Raw genomic sequence first — 21,344 nt, forward strand, 5'->3', positions numbered from 1 at the left:
ACGCCTTCAGAGGGGCTTGTGCGGTCGGTGATAGTCGAGTTCTTCCCAAGCAGCACAAGCGACAGGGCACGGAAGGGATGAATCAGATGACTGATCAGCTGACCGAAGTCAGGGGCGGTACCGCGGCGGACCTCACTCGGGCGTGGGCCGGCGATCCCCGGTGGCTGGGCATCAAGCGCAGCTACACCGCGCACGACGTGGTCAAGCTCCGCGGCACCGTCCAGGAGCGGCACACGCTCGCCGAGCGCGGCGCACAGCGGCTGTGGGAGCTGCTGCAGACCGAGGACTACATCAACGCCCTCGGCGCGCTGACCGGCGGCCAGGCCACCCAGATGGTCCGGGCCGGGCTCAAGGCCATCTACCTGAGCGGGTGGCAGGTCGCGGCCGACGCCAACCTGGCCGGCGCCACCTACCCCGACCAGTCGCTGTACCCCGCCAACTCGGTGCCCGCGGTCGTGCGGCGCATCAACAACGCGCTCATGCGCGCCGACCAGATCGACACCGCGAGCGGCAAGCACGAGCGTGACTGGTTCGCGCCGATCGTCGCCGACGCGGAGGCCGGTTTCGGTGGCCCGCTCAACGCGTTCGAGCTGATGAAGGCCATGATCGCGGCGGGTGCGGCCGGCGTGCACTGGGAGGACCAGCTGGCCAGCGAAAAGAAGTGCGGCCACCTCGGCGGCAAGGTGCTCATCCCGACGGCTCAGCACATCCGCACGCTGAACGCGGCGCGGCTGGCGGCCGACGTGCTGGGCGTGCCGTCGCTGGTCATCGCGCGGACCGATGCGCTGGCCGCGGACCTGCTGACCACCGACGTCGACGAGCGTGACCGGCCGTTCCTCACGGGGGAGCGTACGGCGGAGGGCTTCTTCCGGGTGCGCAGCGGGCCCGAGGCGGCCATCGCGCGCGGCATCGCCTACGCCGACTACGCCGACCTGCTGTGGGTCGAGACCGGCAAGCCCGACCTGGAGTTCGCCAAGTCGTTCGCCGAGGCCATCCACAAGCAGCACCCCGGCAAGATGCTCGCCTACAACTGCTCGCCGTCGTTCAACTGGAGGAAGAACCTCGACGACGCCGACATCGCGCGGTTCCAGAAGGAGCTCGGCGCGATGGGCTACAAGTTCCAGTTCGTCACGCTGGCCGGTTTCCACGCGCTCAACCACTCGATGTACGAGCTGGCCCGCGGCTACGCCCAGACCGGGATGACCGCGTACGTGAAGCTGCAGGAGGCCGAGTTCGCGGCCGAGCTCGACGGTTACACCGCCACCAAGCACCAGGCCGAGGTCGGCACCGGCTACTTCGACGCCGTCTCCACCGCACTCAACCCGGACAGCTCGACCACCGCCCTCAAGGGCTCGACCGAGACGGAGCAGTTCTGATGGGCGGCGAAGAGATCACCATCACCGGTACGACCGAGGGCCGTTACGGCGAGATCCTGACCCCCGAGGCCGTCGCGTTCGTCGTGGCGCTCGACCGGGAGTTCGGAGCGCGCCGCGTCCAGCTGCTGGAGCGCCGGCGTCGCAGGCGGACCACCCGTACGGGGGAACTGAACTTCTTGCCCTCGACGGCGCACATCCGTGAGGACTCGACCTGGACCGTCGCCCCGCCGGCGCCCGACCTGCTCGACCGGCGCGTCGAGATCACCGGGCCGCCCGAGCGCAAGATGACGGTCAACGCGCTCAACTCCGGCGCCAAGGTGTGGATGGCCGACTTCGAGGACGCCACGTCCCCGACCTGGGAGAACGTGGTGCTCGGGCAGGCCAACCTGCGTGACGCGCTGGACGGCACGCTCGACTTCACCGACCCGTCGGGCAAGCAGTACAAGGTCAACGGCTGGACGCCGACCATCATGGTGCGGCCGCGGGGCTGGCACCTGCCGGAATGCCACCTGCGCATCGGCGGCCGGGCGGTGTCGGCGGCGCTGTTCGACTTCGGGCTCTACATGTTCCACTGCGCGCAGCGGCAGCTCGACCGGGGCAGCGGACCCTACTTCTACCTGCCGAAGCTCGAGTCGCACCTCGAGGCGCGGCTGTGGAACGACGTGTTCGTCTTCGCGCAGGAGGCGCTGGGCATCCCGCGCGGCACGATCCGCGCGACCGTGCTCATCGAGACGATCACCGCCGCGTTCGAGATGGACGAGATCCTGTACGAGCTGCGCGAGCACTCGGCCGGCCTGAACGCGGGCCGCTGGGACTACCTGTTCAGCATGATCAAGAACCGTCCGGACATGGTGCTGCCCGAGCGGTCGCAGGTCACGATGACCACACCGTTCATGCGGGCGTACACCGAGCTGCTGGTGCGCACCTGCCACCGCCGCAACGCGCACGCCATCGGCGGTATGGCGGCGGTCGTGCCCAGCAAGGACCCGGTGGCGGCCAAGCGGGCGCTCAACCAGGTGCGCCAGGACAAGCGGCGTGAGGTCGGCGACGGCTTCGACGGTTCCTGGGTGGCGCACCCCGGTCTGGTCGAGACGTGCCGCGAGGTGTTCGACCAGTGGCTCGGCGAGGAGCCGCACCAGATCGTGCGCAAGCGCGAGGACGTCAAGGTGACCGCGGTCGAGCTGCTCGATGTGCGGACACCCGGCGTGCAGGTCACCGAGGTCGCGCTGCGCAACAACGTCAGTGTGGCGCTGCGCTACATCGCCGCGTGGCTGGGCGGGCGCGGCGCGGTCGCGCTCGGCGGCCTGATGGAGGACGCGGCGACCGCGGAGATCTGCCGAGCCCAGCTGTGGCAATGGATCCACTCGGCCACCCCGACCGACTACGGGGTTCCGGTCAGCTCGGCGCTGGTCATCCGGATGCTGCGCGAGGAACTCGACGTGCTCAGCGAGACCGGCGCCCTCGACGAGGACTCGGCCCGGCGCTTCGGGCAGGCCCGGACCCTGCTCACGGTGCTGCTGACCGAGCGCACGTGCCCCGAGTTCCTGACCCTGCCGGCCTACCTTCGGCACCTGTCCGGCGGGTCAGCCACCCCGGTCCCCGATGAGGCGCCTGTCGCCGTCTGATCGGCCCCGGGCAAGGGCGCGGTCCCCTCGGACAAGGGGCCGCGCCCTTCGGTGTTCCTCCACGAAGTAGGTGTGAGCAAGTCGTTGCCGACCCCATGGCGCCGGGCCACCCCCGCCAGCAGGTCGGCCACCTGCACCCGCGGGTCGTCACGCGAGTCGGCCATCACGAACCCGGCCAGCGGCGACACCCCGTCGCCGGCGGCCAGCGCCCGCTGCAGCCGGCTCAGCCGGTCGGCGGTCAGCGCGCTCTGCTCATCGTGCGTCACCAGCACCCGCCTTGTCCCCCCGCTCCAGGTGAGCACCGTCTCGGCCAGCGCCGGCAGCAACGGCTCCAACGGCGGCGGGACCGTGCGGTCGTCCTGGTCGAGCCGGTCCGCCAGCCTCCTGACCCGGGCCGGCTCCACCTCGATGACGGGCTTCGCGGCCCTCAGGAAACGCTCGGCGGTCTCGCTCGCCGGTCGCCGCCGCTTGGTGCGCACAAGGTCGGCAAACGCCGTCAGCAACCCCGAGCTCTCCCGTACGGCGTCGTGCAGCGCGACGGCAGCCGGTCGCTGATCCTGCGTGAGACGCGTGCCCGCCGCGTACGAGGGCTCGTACAGCAGCAGGTCGACGATCCGCGTGACGAGAAAGAACCGCTTGTCGATCACATGCACGAACGCCCGCCCGCGCAGCGCCGCCAGGAACCAGTCGTGGCTGCCGCCCCGCAGGAACCGCCCCGCCTTGAACTCGGGCGAGCTGCCCCGGACCCCGAGCCGCGCGAGCACATCGGACGCCTCGTCCACGCTCAGGTCCACGCTCGCGTGCGTGATCGTCGGCATGCCCGGGTGCAGCAGGTTGGTCCCCGAGAACCCCGACTCGTCACAGGCGATCCGCACCAGCGGCCCGGTCCCCGCTCCGGCGGGCAAGAGCCCACCCTGCAAAGGCGATCGCATGCCGCCATTGCACCCCAGCGACCGCAGGATGTCGACGCAGTTCGGCTCCGCGGCTCACGGTCAGGCGGTGCTGGGTCGTTCCCTGAGCTCACGGCGCCGCTCGCCGATCTCCCACGCCTTCACGTACTGCCGGATCAGATTCGCGGCCTTGTCGTCGGGGGCGAAGGTGAGGATCAGGTGCCGGCCCAGGTCGCCGGGGCGGGTCTCGCGGACGGCGTGCACCACACTGTCCAGCTCGACCTCGCCGGTGCCGAGCCACAGCGTGGCCCGGACCCGGTCGCCCTGGGCGAACGACAGCGACGGATCGATCCAGCACCGCAACCCGCCCTCGCTGATGTCGAGCAGCGCGCCGGCCGCCGGCCCGCCGTCCCCGGCGGCCATGAGCCGCACGGCGGCGCCTGCCCCTCCACGCGGGAACTGGCGGCGGTTGTCCGAGCGGGCGGGGCCGGTCGGCGCGAACCGCCAGTGCGACGGGTCCTCACCGGAGTCCAGGAGCCGGCACGTAACGACCACGCGGGAGTTCGGAGTGGTCCAGAAGATGTCGAGTTCCGCGCCCTCCTCCAGCTGCTCGGTCAGCCCTGCCGGGCGCATCACGTTGAACGTGTCGCCGTCGACCGATTCCAGCCGCGAGGTGACGCTGGCCTCCTCCGCTGTGACGAGGAAGAGCGGCGTGCCCTTTCCCGGCAGCGCGACCGTCTCGGACCGAGCTCGAGCACCCATCACTCACCTTTTCGAACGTCGTCCGCACGGAGCCTTCTGCAGCCTCTTCGGCCGATCCGGCCGGCATCTGAGGCGTCCGGACGGTGTCCGGCCGGCCAGGCGGACACCGAACGTGCGCCCGGCGTCGCCGAAGACCTTTCCCAGGTGCGCGGCGGATTCAGCCCAGAAGGCGGCGTTCCCAGGCCCAGGCCGCGATCTCGACGCGGTTACGGGCGTTGAGCTTGGTCATCACGCTGCCGACGTGGGTTTTGACGGTGCCGATCGAGATGAACAGCTGGGCCGCGATCTCGGCGTTGGTCAGGCCTTTGGCGGCCAGGCGCACAACGTCCAGTTCGCGCGGCGACAGGCCGCCGTCGTCGTTGGCGGGGGCCGGGGACGACAGGTGTTCGAGCAGGCGGACGGTGATCGAGGGACTGATCAGGGCGTCGCCGGACACGGCGGCCCGGACGGCTTCTATCAGCAGGGCCGGGCCCGAGTCTTTCAGCAGGAAGCCGGCCGCGCCGTTGCGGAGGGCCTGGTGGACGTACTCGTCGAGGTCGAAGGTGGTGACCACGACGACCTTGACGGGGTCGGTCACGCCGGGGCCGGAGAGCAGGCGCAGGGCCTCCAGGCCGTCCATCTTGGGCATGCGGATGTCGAGCAGGGCCACGTCCGGCTTGAGTTTGCGGGCCATGGCCACGGCCTCGACGCCGTCGTTGGCCTCGCCCACGACCTCCATGTCGGGCTGCGCGCCGATGATCATGCCGAAGCCGGTGCGGACCATGGCCTGGTCGTCGGCGATCAGTACGCGGATCATGTGCTCGTCCTCGGGTCGATCGGGAACGCGGCGTCGACGACCCAGCCGCCCTCGATACCGGGCATGGCCGAGATCCGGCCGCCGACCGCGCGGACCCGTTCCGTCAGGCCCACGAGACCGTACCCTGCCCGGTCACGGGGGGCGGGCGTACGGGCCGGGACCACGCCGTCGTTGGCCACCCGCACCAGCAGCCACTCGGGGGTGCGCCGGATCCAGACGTCGGCCGCCGTCGCCGCCGGGGCGTGCTGGCGCACGTTGGTCAGGGCCTCCATCACCACCCGGTACGCCGACGTGGAGACCTCGACCGGCAGCCCGTCGAGGTCGCCGTCGAGGTGCATGCGGGCCTTGGCGCCGCCGGCCGAGTTGAACTGCTCGAGCAGCGGGCCGAGCTCGTGCACCCCGGCCACGGGGGCGAGCGGCGCGTCCGGCTTCGAGTCGGGGTCGCGCAGCACGCCGACCATGCGGCGCATCGACGCCATCGTCTCGGCGCCGGCCTGTTCGATCTGGTCGAGCGCCTGCAGCACCCGTTTCGGGTCCTGCTCGGCGATGAACTTGGCGCCCTGGGCCTGCACGACGATGCCGGTCACGTGGTGGGCGATGAAGTCGTGCAGGTCACGGGCGAACTCGGCGCGCTGCTCGGCCCGTACGGCGTCGAAGGCCCGCTGCCGGGAGCTCTCGATGATGCGTATGTAGATCGCGAGACCGATGACGGCCGCGGCGGCCAGCGCCTGGATCAGGCCGAAGATGACGAACGCGTAGTCCTGCCCGGCCCGCAGCGGGGCGAAGCTGACCGCGGCGCCCACGACCACCAGCGCGGAGAACCCGAGACCGGCGGTGGAGCGCCGCGCCACCACGTAACAAACCCCGAGGAGCGCGGCCGACTCGGCGAGACCCCACGTCTCGCCGTACGCGTAGCTGTCCGGCGACGTCACCGCGGCCGAGGCGAGGGTGACCAGCAGTGACAGGCCGCCGAGCGCCATGGCGGCCTTGGGCAGGCGGGTGGAGCGGGACTGGTGTTTCGGCAGCCACACCGCGGCGGCCGCGATCGCCAGGAAGACCTTGACCAGGCCCAGCGCCTCGCTGCGGAGCATGCCCTGGGCCACGTCGAGGATGCCCAGCAGCGCCATCGCTCCCAGCGCGGCGAGCTGGGCGAGGCGGCGGAGCACCCTCCGGTTCGAGTTGTTCTGCATCGTCACCCAATGTATGCGCTGGTGCGGGGCGTCCCATCGGCCGAAAGACAGATCCGCCGCCGTCCGTGAGCCTGGCCCCGGGCCGATGTGCCGGCCGGTCGGCTGCACCCATGATCTTCCTCGACATCGACGCATCGAGTGGGAGACATAAATGCTGACGCAGAACGTGGACACGTTGGCCGCGGTCGCCGCTGTGGATCTGGTCAAGGTCTACGGCAGCGGCGACACCGCGGTCCGGGCGCTGGACGGGGTGACGGTGGGGTTCTCCCGGGCCCAGTTCACGGCGATCATGGGGCCGTCCGGGTCGGGCAAGTCCACCCTGATGCATTGCCTGGCCGGTCTCGACACGGCCACGTCGGGGCAGGCGCTGCTGGGCGGCACCGACCTGACCAAGCAGAGCGACAAGGTGCTGACCAAGGTGCGCCGCGAGCGGATCGGCTTCGTCTTCCAAGCGTTCAACCTGCTGCCGCAGCTCACCGCGGCGCAGAACATCGCGCTGCCGCTGGAGCTGTCCGGCCGTAAGCCCGACCCGCAGCTGTACGCGCACCTGACCGACACGCTGGGCATCACGGGCCGGCTCGGTCACCGGCCGGGTGAGATGTCCGGCGGCCAGCAGCAGCGTGTGGCACTGGCCCGGGCGTTGGTGTCGCGGCCCGAGGTGGTGTTCGCCGACGAGCCCACCGGCAACCTGGACTCCCGGTCGGGCGCCGAGGTGCTGCTGTTCCTGCGCAACTCCGTACGGGAACTGGGCCAGACGATCGTCATGGTCACCCACGACCCGGGCGCCGCCGCGTACGCGGACCGGGTTGTGCTGCTCGCCGACGGCCGCGTGGCCGGCGAGCTGGACAATCCCGACATCGCCTCGGTCACCGACGCCCTGCAGAGCCTGGCGGTCGCGCGATGAGCGTGCTCCGGACCCAGCTCCGCGGCGTCGCCCGCCGCCCGTCCCGCCTGCTGCTGACCGGCCTGGCCGTGCTGGTCGTCTCGTTCGTCGTGTACGCCACCGTGCTGGCTCAGCAGATCACCGAGCGCACGGTGCTCAACAGCCTCAGCGGCACCCCCGAGGCGGCCGACGTGGTCGTGCACAGCGGCATGATCACCTCGGCCGAGCTGGCCGCGGTGCAGAAGATCCCCGGCGTCGCCGAGACGGTCGGCCGGGTCGACAACGGCGCCCAGATCGGCGGCGAGTACCTCTCGCTGCTCAGCGACCCCGGGACCGGCCCGCTGTCCCAGGTCACGGTCGCCCAGGGGCGCTACCCGTCCAAGCCGGGCGAGATCGCGGTCACCCCGCGCACGGTCGAGCGGATGGGCCTGCAGCTCGGTAAGACCGTGACCGGGCAGATCCGCTACGACGAGGACGGCAAGCCCCTCGAGTCGTCGAAGCTGACGGTGGTCGGCGTGGTGGACGTCCGCGACGACTTCGGTTTCCAGGCGTACGGGCCGACCGACTCGATCATGAAGCTGGGCGGCTACGACGGGCTCAGCCGCATCGAGCTGCGCCTGGCCCCGGGGACCGACGCGTCCGCGGTGATGGACCGGATCAACACGATGATCACCGCCTCGACGAAGATCAAGGCGGAGGACCGTCCCCAGGTGCAGGACGGCGACACGGTCCGGCACGAGGAGGCCGAGGCCGCCGCGTCCGAGATCAACTCGATCTTCGCCGTGATCGCCATGTTCATCGCGATCGCCGTGGTCGCCGCGGGTCTGGTCGCCACCTCCACCTTCCGGATCGTGTTCGCCCAGCGCATGCGCCAGCTCGCCCTGCTGCGGGCGGTCGGCGCCGGACGCGGCCCGATCACCCGGGCCCTGGCCGCCGAGGGCGCGCTCACCGGCCTGGTCACCGGCGTCGCCGGGGTGCTGATCGCGCTCGGCGCCGGGCATCTCTTCCCGGTTGTGGCCGGCTGGTTCGGCAAGTCGGTCTTCGGGCCCGGCTTCCCGCTCCTGGCGGCCCTGCTCACGGTGCTGCTCGCCGTCTTCCTGACCACGGTGGCGGTGCTCGCCCCGGCCGCCTCGGCGTCGCGGGTGTCGCCGCTGGAGGCGCTGCGCGGCGCCGGCACCACCGGGGCGCGGCGTGACATCGGCAAGCTGCGCTGGGCCACCGGCCTGCTGTTCCTGGTCGGCGCCGCCATGACGGCCGGGTACATCGTGAACAACCTGCCGGGCCGCGACACCAAGGACTACGACCCGCAGCCGATGCTGCTGGCGCTGGTCGCCTCGGGCGCGTTCGCGTTCTTCGCCCTGGTCGCCCTGGGGCCGGTGCTGGTCCGGCCGGTGCTGGCGCTGATCGGGTGGCCGCTGCGCCGCTCCAGCCCGGTCGGCCGCCTGGCCGCCGGGGGAGTGGGTTCCGCCCCGCGTCGCGCCGCCGCCGTCTCGGTCGTGGTCGCGCTCGGTGTCACGTTGATCGCCGGCACGCTGGTCGGCGGGGCGTCGTTGCGGGTCCTGGCCGACCGCGAGATCGCGGCCTCGGCGCCCGCCGACTACGAGATGCTCGGCATCGATCAGGCCCCGGTCCCGGCCGCGCTGGCCGAGCAGCTCAAGCAGCGCGACGAGCTCACCGACGTCACCCCGTACCGGCGGGTGACGGTGGACCTCGACGCGTACGAGGGTGTGTCGGCGACCGACCTGGCGATGACCTCGCTGCCCGAGCTCAAGAAGGTCGGCGTCGCCGCCGGCTCGCTGGACGACCTCGGACCGGGCAAGGTCGCGCTGTCGGACTTCGGGGCGGAGATCAGCGGCAAGACGGTCGGCGACCAGATCCAGCTCAAGGCCGGCAAGCGTACGGTGAAACTGACCGTGGTGGCCCAGTTCGCCGAGGACGGTCCGCTGCACACGTCGGCGGTGCTCGTCCCGGACGACCTGACCAAGCTGGGCGCCCCCGCCGCCACGTTCTCGGGTGTGCTGGCCAACGCCAAGGAGCCGGGCGAGTCCGGGCGTACGAAGGGCAACCGGGCCATCCAGGACGCGCAGGTCGCCGCGGGTGGCAAGTGGCGGATCGACGTGCTGGCCGACCAGCGCGACCAGCTGAACAACAGCGTCAACCTGCTGCTGCTCATCGCGATCGGCCTGGTCGGGCTCACCGTGGTCATCGCGGTGGTCGGGGTCGGCACCACGACGGCGCTGTCGGTGGTCGAGCGGGTCCGCGAATCCGGGGTGCTGCGCGCGGTCGGTCTCTCGCGGGCCGGGCTGCGGACGATGCTGACGACCGAGTCCGCGCTCTACGGGGCGATCGGCGCGGCGGTGGGGCTGGCGCTGGGAATCCCGTACGCGTGGCTGGCCGTCAAGGCCCTGGGGCTCAACGCGCCCATCGCGCTGCCCTACGGCCAGCTGGCGATCGTGTTCCTGGTGCTCATCGCGCTGACCGCGCTGGCCGGGGTGCTGCCCGCCCGCCGCGCGGCCAAGGTGAGCCCGGTGGCGGCGCTCGGCGCGGAGTAATTCACGTGCGGAAGGCCGGCCGGCCGGATATACCGCAGGGCATGGACGAGTTCTGGCCCCTGTTCGGGCTCCGGCTGGCCTTCCGCGACGTGGTGCTGCGCCCGATGCGCGAGAGCGACCTGCCTCATCTGGCGGCCGTGCTGCCCGATGACGTGGGGCACGACCCGCGGCTGGCCCTCTTCGGGTCGCAGAGCTTCGCCGAGAACGAGCGGCGGCTGTTCTGCCAGGGCTACTGGAAGTCGCTCGGCGCCTGGGACCCGGCGTCCTGGGTGCTGCACTTCGTGGTCTCCTGGCGCGGCGAGGACGTCGGCGTGCAGACCCTCGAGGGTGAGAACTTCCCGGCCCTGCGTACGGTCGACTCGGCGTCCTGGCTGGTGCGCGAGGCCCGCGGCCGGGGCGTCGGGGTGGCCATGCGTACGGCGATGCTGCAGTTCGCGTTCGGCGAGCTGGGCGCGGTGGCCGCGATCACGTCGGCCACGGTTGCCAACGCCGCCTCGCTGGGGGTGTCCCGCCGGGTCGGCTACCGCGAGAACGGTGTCAGCCGCATCGTCGACACCGGGGGTGACGTGGTTGAACTCCAGCATTTCCGGCTGACCGCCGCCGAGTGGCCGGGCGCCGGCACCACGGTGACCGGTTTCCCGCCCTGCCGGCCGTGGTTCGGGTTGGGCGGCTGAGCAACCCTGTCAGCTGTGCCGGCGGGCCTGGGCCCGGCGGTCCGGCGCCGTGGCCGGCCCGGCCGCCGCGGGCAGCGTGAACCAGAACGTGGCGCCGCGCCCGTCGTCCCCCTCGGCCCAGATCTCGCCGCCGTGCCGCTCGACGGCCCGGTGCACGGTCGTCAGCCCGATGCCGGTGCCGGGGAAGTCCTCGGCGCTGTGCAGGCGGGCGAACGGCCGGAACAGCTCGCCCGCCTTGCCGGCCGGGAACCCGGCGCCGTTGTCGCGCACGAAGAACGCCTCGGCCGTCCGGCCCACCTCGACCACGGGGCTCTCGACCTTGCGGGTGAACTTGACCGCGTTGTTGATCAGGTTCTCCAGGATGACCCGGACCAGGCCCTCGTCGGCGTCGGCCCGCATGCTCTCCTGCACGGCGAACGCCACCTTGTGCCCGGGGCCGCGCGCCTCCACCTCGCCGATCACCGACCACGTGGTGGCGGTCAGGTCGAACTCCGACCGGCGCAGGTCGCCCCGGCTGGCCCGGGCCAGGATCAGCAGCGACTCGACCAGGTCGGCCATCCGGTGCGCGGCGGCCTGGATGCGGCTGAGCCGGCGCCGCGCCTCGGCGCTCAGCGGCTCGTCCTCGTCGTCGAGCATGTGCTCGGCGAAACTGCTGATCACCTGCAGCGGGCCGCGCAGGTCGTGCGACACCGAGCCGGAGAACGCCTCCAGCTCGCGGTTGCGCCACTCCAGCTCCTCGACCAGCGCCGCCCGCGTCTCGGCGAGCTGCCGGGCAGCGCGTTCCTCGGCCGCGTCCAGCTCGCGGCGCATCAGCTCCTCGCGGATGCGCCGGCTCTCGTCGTGCGACTGCTTGCGCCGGATCTGCGTACGGACGTGGGCCCGTAACGCCTCGGCCGCCGCGTCCGCCCGGACGTAGTCGTCGGCGCCGAACGCCAGGCAGGCCAGCGAGTCGTCGTCGGTGGCGCCGGTCATCACGATCGGCGTCTCCCCGATCCGGGGCACCTCCTTGATCCGCCGGCAGGCCTGCCCGCCCAACTCGCCGCCGGGACCGAGCCCGAGCACGATGCAGTCCACCGGCTGCTCGGTCAGCAGGTCCAGCGCGTCGTCGGTGCTCGACACCTGGATCACGTCGTACCCCTCGCCCTGCAGCGCCGCGGCCAGGCCGGCCAGCCGTTGCCGGTCGGGGGTGAGCGCCAGCACCTTGCTCGGCCCGTGCAGGCTGCCGGTGACCTCGATCGGCAGCTGCTCGGCGGTCTGCCGCAGGACCGCGTTCAGCTTGGCCGGCACGATCGCCAGGTTCTGCTGCTTGCGCACGAACGCGTCGGCGCCGGCATCGAGCATCTGCAACTCGGTGGCGTAGTCGTCGGCCGCGGTCATGAGGATGCACGGGGTGTCGCGCAGCGCCGGGTCGAGGCGGATCCGGCGGATCACCGTGGCGCCGTCGATGCCGGGCATCACCCCGTCGACGATCACCGCCTGCGGGCGCCGGTCGGCCGCCATCCGCAGGCCCTCCTCGCCGCTGGCGGCCAGCAGAACCGCGTAGCCCTCGCCCTCCAGCAACTCGCGCAGCTGCTCGCGGAACGTCAGGCTGTCGTCGATGATCAGCACCTGGGTGCGGTCGTCGGTGCGGGCCGGGCCGTCGCCGAGCAGCTGGCGGACCCGGGCCACGACATAGCCGGCGTCGTACGGCTTGCCGACGTACTCGTCCGCACCCGTGCGCAGCCCGGCCAGCCGGTCGGCGACGTCGTCCACGCTGCTCAGCAGGACCGTCACCACGCCGGCCCGGCTCGGCATGCCGCGCAGCTCGGTGAGCAGCTCGAGCCCGTCGGCGTCGGGCAGCAGCACGTCCAGCACCGCCACGTCGAAGTACGCCGTCGCGAACGCGGCGCGCGCCTCTGCGCCGGTCGCGCACAGGATCGTGCCGAAGCCGTCGGCCTCGAACGCCTCGTGCAGGTCCATGCGCACGGTGAGGCTGTCGTCGACGATGAGCACCTCGTGGTTCATCGCCGGCTCCCGGCGAGCTGCAGGTCGGCGAGGCGGGCCGCGATCTTGACCGGCGGCAGCACGTACGCGGCCGCGCCGATCAGGGCCGCCTCGCGAGGCATGCCGTACACGACGCAACTCGCCTCGTCCTGGGCGAACGTCACCGCGCCCCGGGCCCGCATGGTGAGCAGGCCCTCGGCGCCGTCGCGGCCCATGCCGGTCAGCAGGCAGCCGGCCGCGGCCGGGCCGAGCTCGGCGGCGACGGACTCGAACAGCACGTCCACCGACGGGCGGCACGAATGGCGGGGCGGGGCGTCACTGAGCCGGACCATGCCGTCGCGCACCAGCATGTGCCGGTCCGGCGGGGCCAGCAACACCCGGCCGGTCAGGGCCGTCAGCGGCGTACGGTCCCGCGCGTAGCTGACGTCGCGGGCGGTCTGCCCGGCCAGCCAGTCCGAGAACGCCACCGCGAACGGCTCGCTGGCCGCGATGTGCTGCACACACAGGACCGGCGGGCGGAACCTGGCCGGGAGCGCCCGCAACAGGTCGGTCAGCGCCCCCGGCCCACCCGTCGACGCGCCCACCGCCACCGCCTGCAGGGCCTCCTGGGGCAGCGGCGGAGACGGGAGGACCGGCGCCGTCTGCAGGCTCCCGGGCCGGTCGCGGCCGTCGAGCCGGGCCCGCGGGTGCGTGATCACCCGGATGCGCGAGACGAGGCGTACGGCCGCGCACAGCCGCCGCCCCCAGTCGGCGTCGGTGGCGTCGCCGCGCGGCTTCTCGAGGACGTCCACCGCCCCCGCGGCCAGCGCGTTGTACGTGCTGAACAGCTCGCGCCGGTCGGCCGACGAGACGACCAGGATCGGTGTCGGGTGCTCCGCCATGATGTGCTCGGTCGCGACCAGGCCGCTCGTCGTGGGCAGCATCATGTCCATCGTGACCACGTCGGGGCGCAGCCGGGCCACCATCTCGACCGCGGCGCCGCCGTCGGTCGCCTCGCCCACGACCCGCAGCTCCGGGTCGCCGGCGAGCGACTCGCGCAGGTGGTGACGCATGGTCGCGGAATCCTCCACGAGCAGGACACGGATCATCAGAGGATCAGCCTCCGGATGTGAGCGAGCAGTTCCTCCTGGTTGAACTCGCTCTTGATGACGTACGCGGACGCGCCTGCCTCCTCGCCCCGGCGCCTGTCCGCGGCGTCGGCCCGCGAGCTCACCAGGATGGCCGGGACGTGCGCCAGCTGCGGGTCGGCCTTGGCCCGCGCGACGAACGTGAAGCCGTCGATGCCGGGCATGTCGATGTCGGACAGGAACAGCCCGTAGGCGCGGTTGCGGGCCCGCTCCAGACCCTCCTCGCCCGAGGCGGCCAGGTCGACCTCGTACCCGGCCGACTCCAGGATGCTGCGTTCGAGCATCCGTGTGGTCAGCGAGTCGTCGACCACCAGGATCGGCATCCTGGGCCGGGCGGCGGCCGCGTTCTCGCCGCGGGCCGCCGCGCTCTCCTGCCGGGCCTCGGCGACCAGCCCGTGCGCGTCCAGCACGAGTCGCGGGTTGCCGTCCAGGTCGATCGAGACGCTGGCCACCACCGGGTCGGCCGGGGCCAGCTCGGGCAGCGGGCGGGCGACCAGCGTGGTGATGCCGGCCAGCCGGTCGACGCCGATCGCCACGGTGTCCCGGTCGGCCGCGAGCACCACCGCCACCCCCGAAATGGGATCGGCGTCCTCGTCCGGGACGGCGTGCAGGGCGGCGGCCAGCGGCAGGAACGGCAGCACCTCGCCCTCATGCGCGAGCCGGGCGGTGGCCGTGGCGGCGGCCATCTCGTCGGCGGCCAGGCGCACGCAGCGGCGCACGGCGTCCAGCGGCATCGTCGTGGTCGTCCCGCCCGCCTCGACGACCAACCCGTTGATGCTCAGCAGGGTCAACGGCACCACCAGCCGTACGGTGGCGCCCTGGCCGGGCCGGTTGTCGATGAAGACCTCGCCGCCCAGCTGCTGCGCCACGTCACGGGCCACGTCCATGCCGATGCCGCGCCCGGCCACCTCGGTGACCCCGGGCGCGGTGCTGATCCCGCCGTGCAGCACGAGGTCGATCAGGGCCTGCGGACCGGCGTCGGCCCCGGGTGGCAGCAGCCCGCGTTCCTCGGCGGTGCGGCGCAACGCGTCCAGGTCGAAACCACGCCCGTCGTCGGCGCAGCGGAACTCGGCGTACCGGCCATGGCGCTCGACGTGCACGCTGACCGTGCCCTCGGCCGGCTTGCCCGCGGCCACCCGCCGGTCCGCGGGTTCGATGCCGTGCACGACCGCGTTCCGTACGACGTGCAGGAACGCGCCGCTGATCAGGTTGAGCAGGTTCGGGCCCATGCGCACGTCGGCCCCGCTGGCCTGGAACCGGACCTGTTTGCCCTCGGCGTCGGCGGCGTCACGTACCGCCCGGCGCAGCACCGTGAAGATCGAGCCGGCCGGCACCAGACGCAGGCCCTCGGCCCTGCCGCGCACCTCGTCGAGCTCGCGTTCCACCTGGTCGACGGCGTCGGTGAGCCGCCGTCCGAGGGCGCCCAGCTCACCCGCGAGCCGACGCACAGCGGTCCGGGCGGCCGCATCCGACACCGTGGTGCGGCCCACGCGCATCCGGTCGCTGAGCGTCTCGACGTTGCGGTGCAGGCGGGCCAGGGTGCGCCGGCCGTCCCGCAGCGGCGCGATCCGGGCGCTGGCCTCGCCGATGGCGTCGAGCAGCTCGTCCAGGTCGGCCGTGGCCGCCCGCTCGGGCTGCCGGTCCGCCGCCGCCTCCGCGCCCCGGGCCAGGTCGGCCTCGACGTTGGCCTGGTCGACCTCGGCCTGGGTGGTGGGTTCGTTGACGGGCACGGTGCGCACCTGCTCGGGGTGGGCCGGCTCCGGCAGGGCCTCGGGCTCGGCGGGCACGGTCGCCGCTTCCGGCCGCGGACCGGACAGCGCGTCGACGAAGCCCGCGATCTCGTCGTTGAGACGCAGCAGCTCGCGCATCTCGTCGGCGGGCAGCGCCGGCGGGCTCTCGTCGCGGTGCGGGACCAGCACCTCCTCGAACTCGTGCGCGCGGTCCGCGATCTCCGTCTGCTTGACCACCCGGGCCGCGCCCTTGAGCGTGTGCGTGAACCGCAGCAGGCGGGCCACCAGGTCGGTTCCCGGCTGCTGGTCCAGGTCGAGCACGCCCGCGCTGATCTGGTCGACCAGCTCGCGGGCCTCGATCCGGAAGTAGCGCAGCGGGTCGCTGCTCATGACCGGCCGCGGTGAGGGTCGGGCGGGGCGCCGGCCATCAGTGCCGTCCGGTGCCGACCAGGTCCAGCAACTCGCTGGAGAGATTCGTCAGGTGGGCTGCGGTCTGTTTGGTCTGCACCGCGCTGGCCTCGGTCTCGCGGCTGACCCGGGCGGTGTCCGAGGCGGCCACGTTGACCTGCTCGACCGCGGTGGTCTGCTGTTTGGTCGACAGCTCGATCTCGCGAGTGGCGTCGCTGGTGGTGGCGACCAGACCGGCGATCTTGCGGAACGAGCTGGTGGCGTCGTCGAACTGCCGGGAGCCCGCGTCCACCGCCTTGGCCCCGATCTCGGTCGCCATGACGGTCGTGTTGACCGCTCCGCGCACGTCCTCGATCAGGGCCCGGATCTCCTTGGCCGAGCCCGCCGTACGGTCGGCCAGCTTGCGGATCTCCTCGGCGACGACGGCGAACCGGCGACCCCACTCGCCGGCCCCGCTGGCCTCGATGGTGGCGTTGATGGCCAGGATGTTGGTCTGCTCGGCCAGTTCGCTGACCAGCTCGACGACCCCGCCGATCTGCTGCGACTTCTCGCCCAGGGCCAGCATGTGCTGCACGATCTGGTCGACCTGGGTGCGGATGGCCGTGATCGACGCCCGGGTCTGGTCGATGGTGGCGTCGCCGGTCCGGGCCGCCTCCGCGGTTTCCTCGGCGATCTTGGAGACGCGCTGGGCGCTGTCCGCGATCTGCCGGGACGTGATGAGCAGCTCGCTGATCGTCGTGGTGATCTCGTTCATGGCGCTGGCCTGGTCGCGGCCGCCCGACGCCTGCTGGGCCGCGGCCGCCTCGAGCTGGGCCGACGAGCTCTGGATGTGCCCGACCGCGGCGCCCACCTCACGCTTGAGGTCGCGGCTCAGCTTCCACGACACCAGGGCGGCCGCCACGATCAGCAGGACGCCGAGCACGATGATGAAGACCATTCCCTGCAGCGCCCGCTCCGCCGACGCGTCCCGGCGGTTGTCCACCACAATCGTCTGCCGGGCGATCAGGTCGGTGATCGCCTTCTGCACGGCTATCCGCGCCGCTTTGACCTCCTCGTTGCCGGAGAGCTGATTGACGTTGGTGAGGGTGGACATGCGGGAGCGCTGTTCGATCACCGGCGCCAGGGCCGCGGCGTGTTTGGTCTCGGCGTCCGCGACGATGTCGAGCAGTTCCTTCGAGGCCGGGTCGGTGACCGCCGTACGCAGCAGCGAGATCTGGTCGAGGAACTGCTTGCGGTCGGCGTTGGTGGCCTCGAGGTATTCGTCGTTGCGGGTGAGCAGATACCCGCGATAGTCGGCGATCCGCGACTCCATGGCCGCGCTCAGAGCCTCGGCGCCGACCAGGTTGACCCGCGCCGACGAGATCACTTCGTTCTGGGTGCTGAGCACGTACCGCAGCGTCGCCACGGAGGTCGCCGTCATCAGCAGAGTCAGCAGCAGCGTCAGGCCGAAACCGGCGGCCAGCTTGGTGCCGAAGGTGCGTCCGGCCATCATGGTGCGTTCTCCTCTGCGGCTGGGGTGTGCCCGGCCAGCGCGTGCACCATGGCCCGCGTGGCCGGGATGTCGATGATCGGCCGGCTCCCGCCGGGCAGGTCGACAAGTCCGCGCAGACCGCCCCGGCGGCCCGCGCGGGCCGGCTCGCCCGAATCGCGGACGATGTCGGCGGTGGTCGCCCGCACGTGCCCGTCGAGCGCGTGGAAGGCCAGTCCGAGCGCGGGGGAACCGGCCGCCAGCACCAGCCAGCGGGGCACGTCGGCGACTGGATGGCCGAGCAGCGCGGCGAGGTCGTACACGGGCACCACGGCCCCGGCGAACCCGGCCAGGCCGAGCAGGGCGGGCTGCGGGCCGGGCAGCGCAGTGACCGGGCGGTCCGGGTGCACGCCCGACGTCTGCGAGAGCCTGATCGCGTACGGGCGGCCACCGGCCCGGATGGTCAGCAGCTCGAGATCCTCCTCGTCGTGGCTGCGCGCCGGCTCGGCGAACGACTGGTCGAAGTCCCGGCGCAGCCGCCGCAGCCGCCGGTCGACCGTCCCCGCGCTCACGGGCGCACCCCGCAGGCGTCGAGCTCGGAACGGCACAAGACGGTCAGGGCGATGCGTCCGAACCCGCCGCCGAACAGGGTGATCCGCTGCTCGCTCTCCCGCGCCAGCAGCTCCAGCGCACGCTCCAGCTCGCCAGCCGCGGTGCGGTCGTCGCCCTGACGCCTCGCCAGCTGGCCCAGCCGCATCCGTGGCAGGGCGAAACCCGGATCCAGGTACGCGGCCAGGCGGTACTGCCCGACCGCCTCGGCCACCGCGGAGCCGTCCTCGAGGCAGAGCCCCAGCAGCTGATGGGCGTCCGGGTTCAGGCCGTTCTCGTCGCTCAGCCCCCGGGCCAGCGCCACCGCCTCGTCCAGCCGCCCGGCCTGGGCCAGCAGCACGCCGTGCAACAGCTGGTCACGGGGGCGCATCGGGGCCGCCCGGGGCGCGGCGATCAGCTCCAGCGCGGCCGCGAACTGTTCCTGCCGCAGCAGGTCGAGAGCGCGGTTGTACGCCTGCTCCCCGTCGAACTCGGTGGGCGGCGGGCCGGGCGGTGCCGCGTACGGGGAAACAGGGGTTGATCTGACGGGCGCGGGCGGGGCGGCTCGCTGCTGCGGGGTGGGCCCACCCGGGCGGCGATAGAAGAACGAGCGGTGGTTGCGGCGCAGCTCGAGCCCGGCCGGGTTGCTGCCGAGCGAGTCGGTGTGGCCCAGGAACAGGAAGCCGCCCGGGGCCAGCGCCGTGGTCATCCGCTCGACCAGGGCCGACACGACCGCCGGGGTGAGGTACATCAGCAGGTTGCGGCAGAACACGACGTCGTACTGCTCGGGGCGCCACAGCTCGTCGTCCGGCTCGGCCACGTTGGTGCGCTGGAACCGTACGAGCTGCCGGATCTCGTCGGCGACCCAGTAACCGCTGTCGGCCTGCCGGAACCAGCGCCGGCGCACCGGGTCCGGCGTCTCCCGTAGCGACCAGGTCGAGTACCAGCCGTTCTCGGCCTTGCGGAGCATCTGCGGGTTCGCGTCGACACCGGTGACGTCGATCAGCCAATCCCGGCTCGGACGGGCCTGGCGGGCCGTGATCGCCAGCGAGTACGCCTCCTCACCCGACGAGCACGCCACCGACAACATGCGCAAAATGCGCTGCGAGGCCCGGGCCGCGAGCCTTTCGGGCAGGGCGTCCTCGCGCAGCGCCGCGAACTGCTCGCCGTGCCGGAAGAAGTAGGTCTCGGTGATGGTGAGCCGCTCGATCAACTCGGTGAGCTCGGCGTCCCAGGGGCGCGCGGCCAGCCGGGTCAGGTAGTCGTCCCGGCGCAGGCCGTGCTCGGCGGCCCGGTCCCGCAGCAGCTCGGCGAGCCGGCCGGCGTCGTTGCCGGCGGAGCCCCAGCCCAGCTTCCGGGCGAGCAGGTCCTGGAAGCGGCCGATCTCGCCCTGGCCGTTCATGACGGCACGCCCGCCGCGGCTGCGGCCGCTTCCCAGACCTCGTCCGGCACCGCCCGCATGCTCTGCAGGAGCAGCAGCGGCTCGGCGCCGAGGGTGCCGACGCCGGCCACCAGACGGGTGTTGCCGCCGCCGAGCAGGGCCGGGTGCCCGCCGGTGGGCTCCGCCTCGACGGTCCGGATGCCCAGCACCTCGCCGGTGGCCAACGCGACCGCGCCGCGTCGGGTGCGGACGGCGAGGTAGCGTTCGGCCTCGCCGGGACCGCCCCCGAGCAGGCGCGACACGTCGATCACCGGGGCGGGCACGCCCCGCAGCACGGTGATGCCCCGGACGAACGCGGGTGTGCCGGCCAGGGTCCGTGTCTCGAGCGGCCGCATGGTCTCGATGACCTCTTCGAGGCGCAGCGCGCACAGCAGCGGTCCGGCCCGGAAGACGAGGGAGGCAATCCCGGCGCCCTCGTCGGGGTCCGTGGGCGCCTGTCCGTACTGCCGCATTCGCTCAGATTAGCCAGACTTTATCCGGCATAGCTGAGATTCCTTCACACTGGTCGCTGCTCCTCGTCGAGCGGCTCGGCACGGCGGCCGGCCACCGGCAGCCCCGGATCATGCAGGTGCGGCGGCTTGGGCGGCCAGTTCCGCGGGGTGCGGATCATCGCCGCGGCGGCGTTCGACCTGTGGTGGGGCGTCTCGGCGGGCAGGACCGATCTCTCGGGCTCGGGGTCCTCGCTCGGGGCTGCCGCGTTGTGCTGAGCCGTCTCATTGCGCGCGGCCGCCGCGTTGTGTGAGGGTGCATGCTCCGTTCGCGGGGGTGCTGCGTTGTGCGGGGGTGCATGCTCCGTTCGCGGGGGTGCTGCCGGGGGCCAGATCCGGGGGCGCCGCTTCGCGGCCAGGTCCTCGGCCCAGCCGAACACGAGCACCGCCAGCAACGTCAACGCGAGCGCCGCGACCAGGTCGGCCGCCGGGCCGAGCCGGTCGGCCAGGTCGTCGAGCGCTAGCACGGTCAGCACCGGCCACACCGCCGCGATGGCGATGTTGTGCCACAGATAGACGGTCACGGCGCGCGCGTTGATCAGCGTGACCGCCCGGTCCAGCGGCCCGGCCCGGCCCAGCCAGCCCATCGGCGGCTGCCACCGCAACACGATCAGCACGAACGCGAGCGACCACAGCGCCTGCGACTCCGAGATGTCGTTGAGGTCGAAGCTGCCCTGGTCGCGGGCCCACCAGAGCGCGGCAGCGGCCAGCACCAGCGCGACCGGGTACGCCGTGCAGGGCCTCAGCCGGGCCAGCCGGCCGTCGTGGTGGGCGAAACCGGCGATCCAGCACGCCCCGTACGTGGCGAAGTCCCACAACGCGGCGTCGGCCGTGCCGGGCAGCTCCAGCCCGGTCAGGTCGAGCCCGGCCAGCATCAGCAGCGGCAACGCGACCGTGGCCCACCCGAACCGCCGCCACAGCGCGAACAGCACCGGGGACAGGAGCACGAACCAGACGTACGCCCGGATGTACCAGAGCGGCTCCCACACGTCGATCGCCTGGTCGCTGCCGGGCGGGTCGCCGATCGGGAACAGCCAGAACAGCAGCCGCGGCAGGCTGAACGGGTGCTCGCCGTCGCTCTCCCGCGCCCACCCGGCGACCAGCATGACCGGCACGGCGACCAGGCCGAGCAGCCACAGCGGCGGGAGCAGGCGCCGCAGCCGGGAAGTGACGACCTTGGTGGCCTCGCGCCTCTCGAGTGAGGCCGCGGTCAGCGAACTCGCCAGCGCGAACATGACACCCATGGCCGGCAGCACGATCGACAACCAGGGCCATCCGAAGAGGTGGTAGACGATCACCCGGACGATCGCGGCGGCACGGAGCAGATCCAGGTATCGATTGCGCACCGCGACGAGGTTGCCAG

The 21,344-nt window shown here is 72.5% G+C and carries 17 protein-coding genes; 5 read left to right on the forward strand and 12 right to left on the reverse strand.

All coding sequences use genetic code 11. The features are described from left to right. Positions 1 to 86: 86 nt before the first annotated feature. Positions 87 to 1,376, forward strand: coding sequence for an isocitrate lyase (gene aceA, locus C8E87_RS32270; RefSeq protein ID WP_133877248.1), 1,290 nt, complete (start codon positions 87 to 89; stop codon positions 1,374 to 1,376). Further along, positions 1,376 to 3,001 (forward strand): malate synthase A, encoded by a 1,626-nt coding sequence (gene aceB, locus C8E87_RS32275; RefSeq protein WP_133877249.1) that lies wholly within the window; start codon positions 1,376 to 1,378, stop codon positions 2,999 to 3,001. Before aceA ends, aceB begins: the two co-directional genes overlap by 1 nt. On the opposite strand, the gene C8E87_RS32280 is transcribed toward aceB, so the two are convergent. The 4 genes from C8E87_RS32280 to C8E87_RS32295 form a co-directional block, all read right to left on the reverse strand. Next, complete coding sequence (locus C8E87_RS32280) at positions 2,935 to 3,906, reverse strand: hypothetical protein (protein WP_166661357.1); 972 nt, start codon at positions 3,904 to 3,906, stop codon at positions 2,935 to 2,937. The two genes, aceB and C8E87_RS32280, sit on opposite strands and share 67 nt — an antisense overlap. Positions 3,907 to 3,993: 87 nt before the next feature. Then, on the reverse strand, positions 3,994 to 4,653 hold the full coding sequence (locus C8E87_RS32285; protein WP_133877251.1) for a PilZ domain-containing protein: 660 nt from the start codon (positions 4,651 to 4,653) through the stop codon (positions 3,994 to 3,996). Between the two features lie 157 nt (positions 4,654 to 4,810). After that, positions 4,811 to 5,449, reverse strand: coding sequence for a response regulator (locus C8E87_RS32290; protein WP_133877252.1), 639 nt, complete (start codon positions 5,447 to 5,449; stop codon positions 4,811 to 4,813). Next, the gene (locus C8E87_RS32295; RefSeq protein ID WP_133877253.1) at positions 5,446 to 6,639 is read right to left on the reverse strand and encodes a sensor histidine kinase; all 1,194 of its coding nucleotides are present in this window, start codon (positions 6,637 to 6,639) and stop codon (positions 5,446 to 5,448) included. Before C8E87_RS32295 ends, C8E87_RS32290 begins: the two co-directional genes overlap by 4 nt. Positions 6,640 to 6,790: 151 nt before the next feature. On the opposite strand from C8E87_RS32295, the gene C8E87_RS32300 reads away from it, so the two are divergent. The 3 genes from C8E87_RS32300 to C8E87_RS32310 are packed head-to-tail and all read left to right on the forward strand — an operon-like array spanning position 6,791 to position 10,748. Next, the gene (locus C8E87_RS32300) at positions 6,791 to 7,543 is read left to right on the forward strand and encodes an ABC transporter ATP-binding protein (protein WP_133877254.1); all 753 of its coding nucleotides are present in this window, start codon (positions 6,791 to 6,793) and stop codon (positions 7,541 to 7,543) included. Continuing rightward, positions 7,540 to 10,074: an FtsX-like permease family protein gene (locus C8E87_RS32305; RefSeq protein WP_133877255.1), complete on the forward strand. Its 2,535-nt coding sequence runs from the start codon at positions 7,540 to 7,542 to the stop codon at positions 10,072 to 10,074. Before C8E87_RS32300 ends, C8E87_RS32305 begins: the two co-directional genes overlap by 4 nt. A gap of 41 nt (positions 10,075 to 10,115) precedes the next feature. Continuing rightward, positions 10,116 to 10,748 carry a GNAT family N-acetyltransferase gene (locus C8E87_RS32310; protein WP_133877256.1) on the forward strand — a complete coding sequence of 211 codons (633 nt, stop codon included), beginning with the start codon at positions 10,116 to 10,118 and terminating at the stop codon, positions 10,746 to 10,748. Between the two features lie 9 nt (positions 10,749 to 10,757). Here the strand turns inward: C8E87_RS32310 and C8E87_RS32315 are convergent, their stop codons facing one another. From C8E87_RS32315 to C8E87_RS32350, 8 genes are read right to left on the reverse strand one after another with little or no spacing between them, the layout of a single operon-like run. Further along, entirely contained in the window at positions 10,758 to 12,752 is a 1,995-nt protein-coding gene (locus tag C8E87_RS32315; RefSeq protein WP_133877257.1) for a response regulator, read from the reverse strand. Further along, a complete protein-coding gene (gene cheB, locus C8E87_RS32320; protein ID WP_133877258.1) occupies positions 12,749 to 13,819 on the reverse strand; it encodes a chemotaxis-specific protein-glutamate methyltransferase CheB in 1,071 nt (356 codons plus the stop codon). The genes C8E87_RS32315 and cheB overlap by 4 nt, the downstream gene beginning before the upstream one ends. Next, the gene (locus tag C8E87_RS32325) at positions 13,819 to 15,978 is read right to left on the reverse strand and encodes a hybrid sensor histidine kinase/response regulator (protein WP_133877259.1); all 2,160 of its coding nucleotides are present in this window, start codon (positions 15,976 to 15,978) and stop codon (positions 13,819 to 13,821) included. Before C8E87_RS32325 ends, cheB begins: the two co-directional genes overlap by 1 nt. A gap of 37 nt (positions 15,979 to 16,015) precedes the next feature. Then, the gene (locus tag C8E87_RS32330) at positions 16,016 to 17,488 is read right to left on the reverse strand and encodes a HAMP domain-containing methyl-accepting chemotaxis protein (protein ID WP_239080180.1); all 1,473 of its coding nucleotides are present in this window, start codon (positions 17,486 to 17,488) and stop codon (positions 16,016 to 16,018) included. Continuing rightward, positions 17,485 to 18,036, reverse strand: a complete 552-nt coding sequence (locus C8E87_RS32335) for a chemotaxis protein CheW (protein ID WP_133877260.1) — start codon at positions 18,034 to 18,036, stop codon at positions 17,485 to 17,487. Before C8E87_RS32335 ends, C8E87_RS32330 begins: the two co-directional genes overlap by 4 nt. Then, positions 18,033 to 19,454: a CheR family methyltransferase gene (locus C8E87_RS32340; RefSeq protein ID WP_133877261.1), complete on the reverse strand. Its 1,422-nt coding sequence runs from the start codon at positions 19,452 to 19,454 to the stop codon at positions 18,033 to 18,035. Before C8E87_RS32340 ends, C8E87_RS32335 begins: the two co-directional genes overlap by 4 nt. After that, the gene (locus C8E87_RS32345; protein ID WP_133877262.1) at positions 19,451 to 19,945 is read right to left on the reverse strand and encodes a chemotaxis protein CheW; all 495 of its coding nucleotides are present in this window, start codon (positions 19,943 to 19,945) and stop codon (positions 19,451 to 19,453) included. Before C8E87_RS32345 ends, C8E87_RS32340 begins: the two co-directional genes overlap by 4 nt. A 44-nt stretch (positions 19,946 to 19,989) precedes the next feature. Then, positions 19,990 to 21,327: an acyltransferase family protein gene (locus tag C8E87_RS32350; RefSeq protein ID WP_133877263.1), complete on the reverse strand. Its 1,338-nt coding sequence runs from the start codon at positions 21,325 to 21,327 to the stop codon at positions 19,990 to 19,992. Positions 21,328 to 21,344: the final 17 nt, after the last annotated feature.

Origin of the sequence: Paractinoplanes brasiliensis, assembly GCF_004362215.1 — a bacterium.
Classification (GTDB): Bacteria; Actinomycetota; Actinomycetes; order Mycobacteriales; family Micromonosporaceae; genus Actinoplanes; species Actinoplanes brasiliensis.

Coding starts and splice junctions, on each gene's coding strand:
- C8E87_RS32290 (WP_133877252.1), bottom strand. CDS start 5,449: ATGATCCGCGTACTGATCGCCGACGACCAGGCCATGGTCCGCACCGGC.
- C8E87_RS32345 (WP_133877262.1), bottom strand. CDS start 19,945: ATGCGGCAGTACGGACAGGCGCCCACGGACCCCGACGAGGGCGCCGGG.
- C8E87_RS32305 (WP_133877255.1), top strand. CDS start 7,540: ATGAGCGTGCTCCGGACCCAGCTCCGCGGCGTCGCCCGCCGCCCGTCC.
- C8E87_RS32330 (WP_239080180.1), bottom strand. CDS start 17,488: ATGATGGCCGGACGCACCTTCGGCACCAAGCTGGCCGCCGGTTTCGGC.
- C8E87_RS32310 (WP_133877256.1), top strand. CDS start 10,116: ATGGACGAGTTCTGGCCCCTGTTCGGGCTCCGGCTGGCCTTCCGCGAC.
- aceB (WP_133877249.1), top strand. CDS start 1,376: ATGGGCGGCGAAGAGATCACCATCACCGGTACGACCGAGGGCCGTTAC.
- C8E87_RS32340 (WP_133877261.1), bottom strand. CDS start 19,454: ATGAACGGCCAGGGCGAGATCGGCCGCTTCCAGGACCTGCTCGCCCGG.
- C8E87_RS32325 (WP_133877259.1), bottom strand. CDS start 15,978: ATGAGCAGCGACCCGCTGCGCTACTTCCGGATCGAGGCCCGCGAGCTG.
- aceA (WP_133877248.1), top strand. CDS start 87: ATGACTGATCAGCTGACCGAAGTCAGGGGCGGTACCGCGGCGGACCTC.
- C8E87_RS32285 (WP_133877251.1), bottom strand. CDS start 4,653: ATGGGTGCTCGAGCTCGGTCCGAGACGGTCGCGCTGCCGGGAAAGGGC.
- cheB (WP_133877258.1), bottom strand. CDS start 13,819: ATGATCCGTGTCCTGCTCGTGGAGGATTCCGCGACCATGCGTCACCAC.
- C8E87_RS32300 (WP_133877254.1), top strand. CDS start 6,791: ATGCTGACGCAGAACGTGGACACGTTGGCCGCGGTCGCCGCTGTGGAT.
- C8E87_RS32295 (WP_133877253.1), bottom strand. CDS start 6,639: ATGCAGAACAACTCGAACCGGAGGGTGCTCCGCCGCCTCGCCCAGCTC.
- C8E87_RS32315 (WP_133877257.1), bottom strand. CDS start 12,752: ATGAACCACGAGGTGCTCATCGTCGACGACAGCCTCACCGTGCGCATG.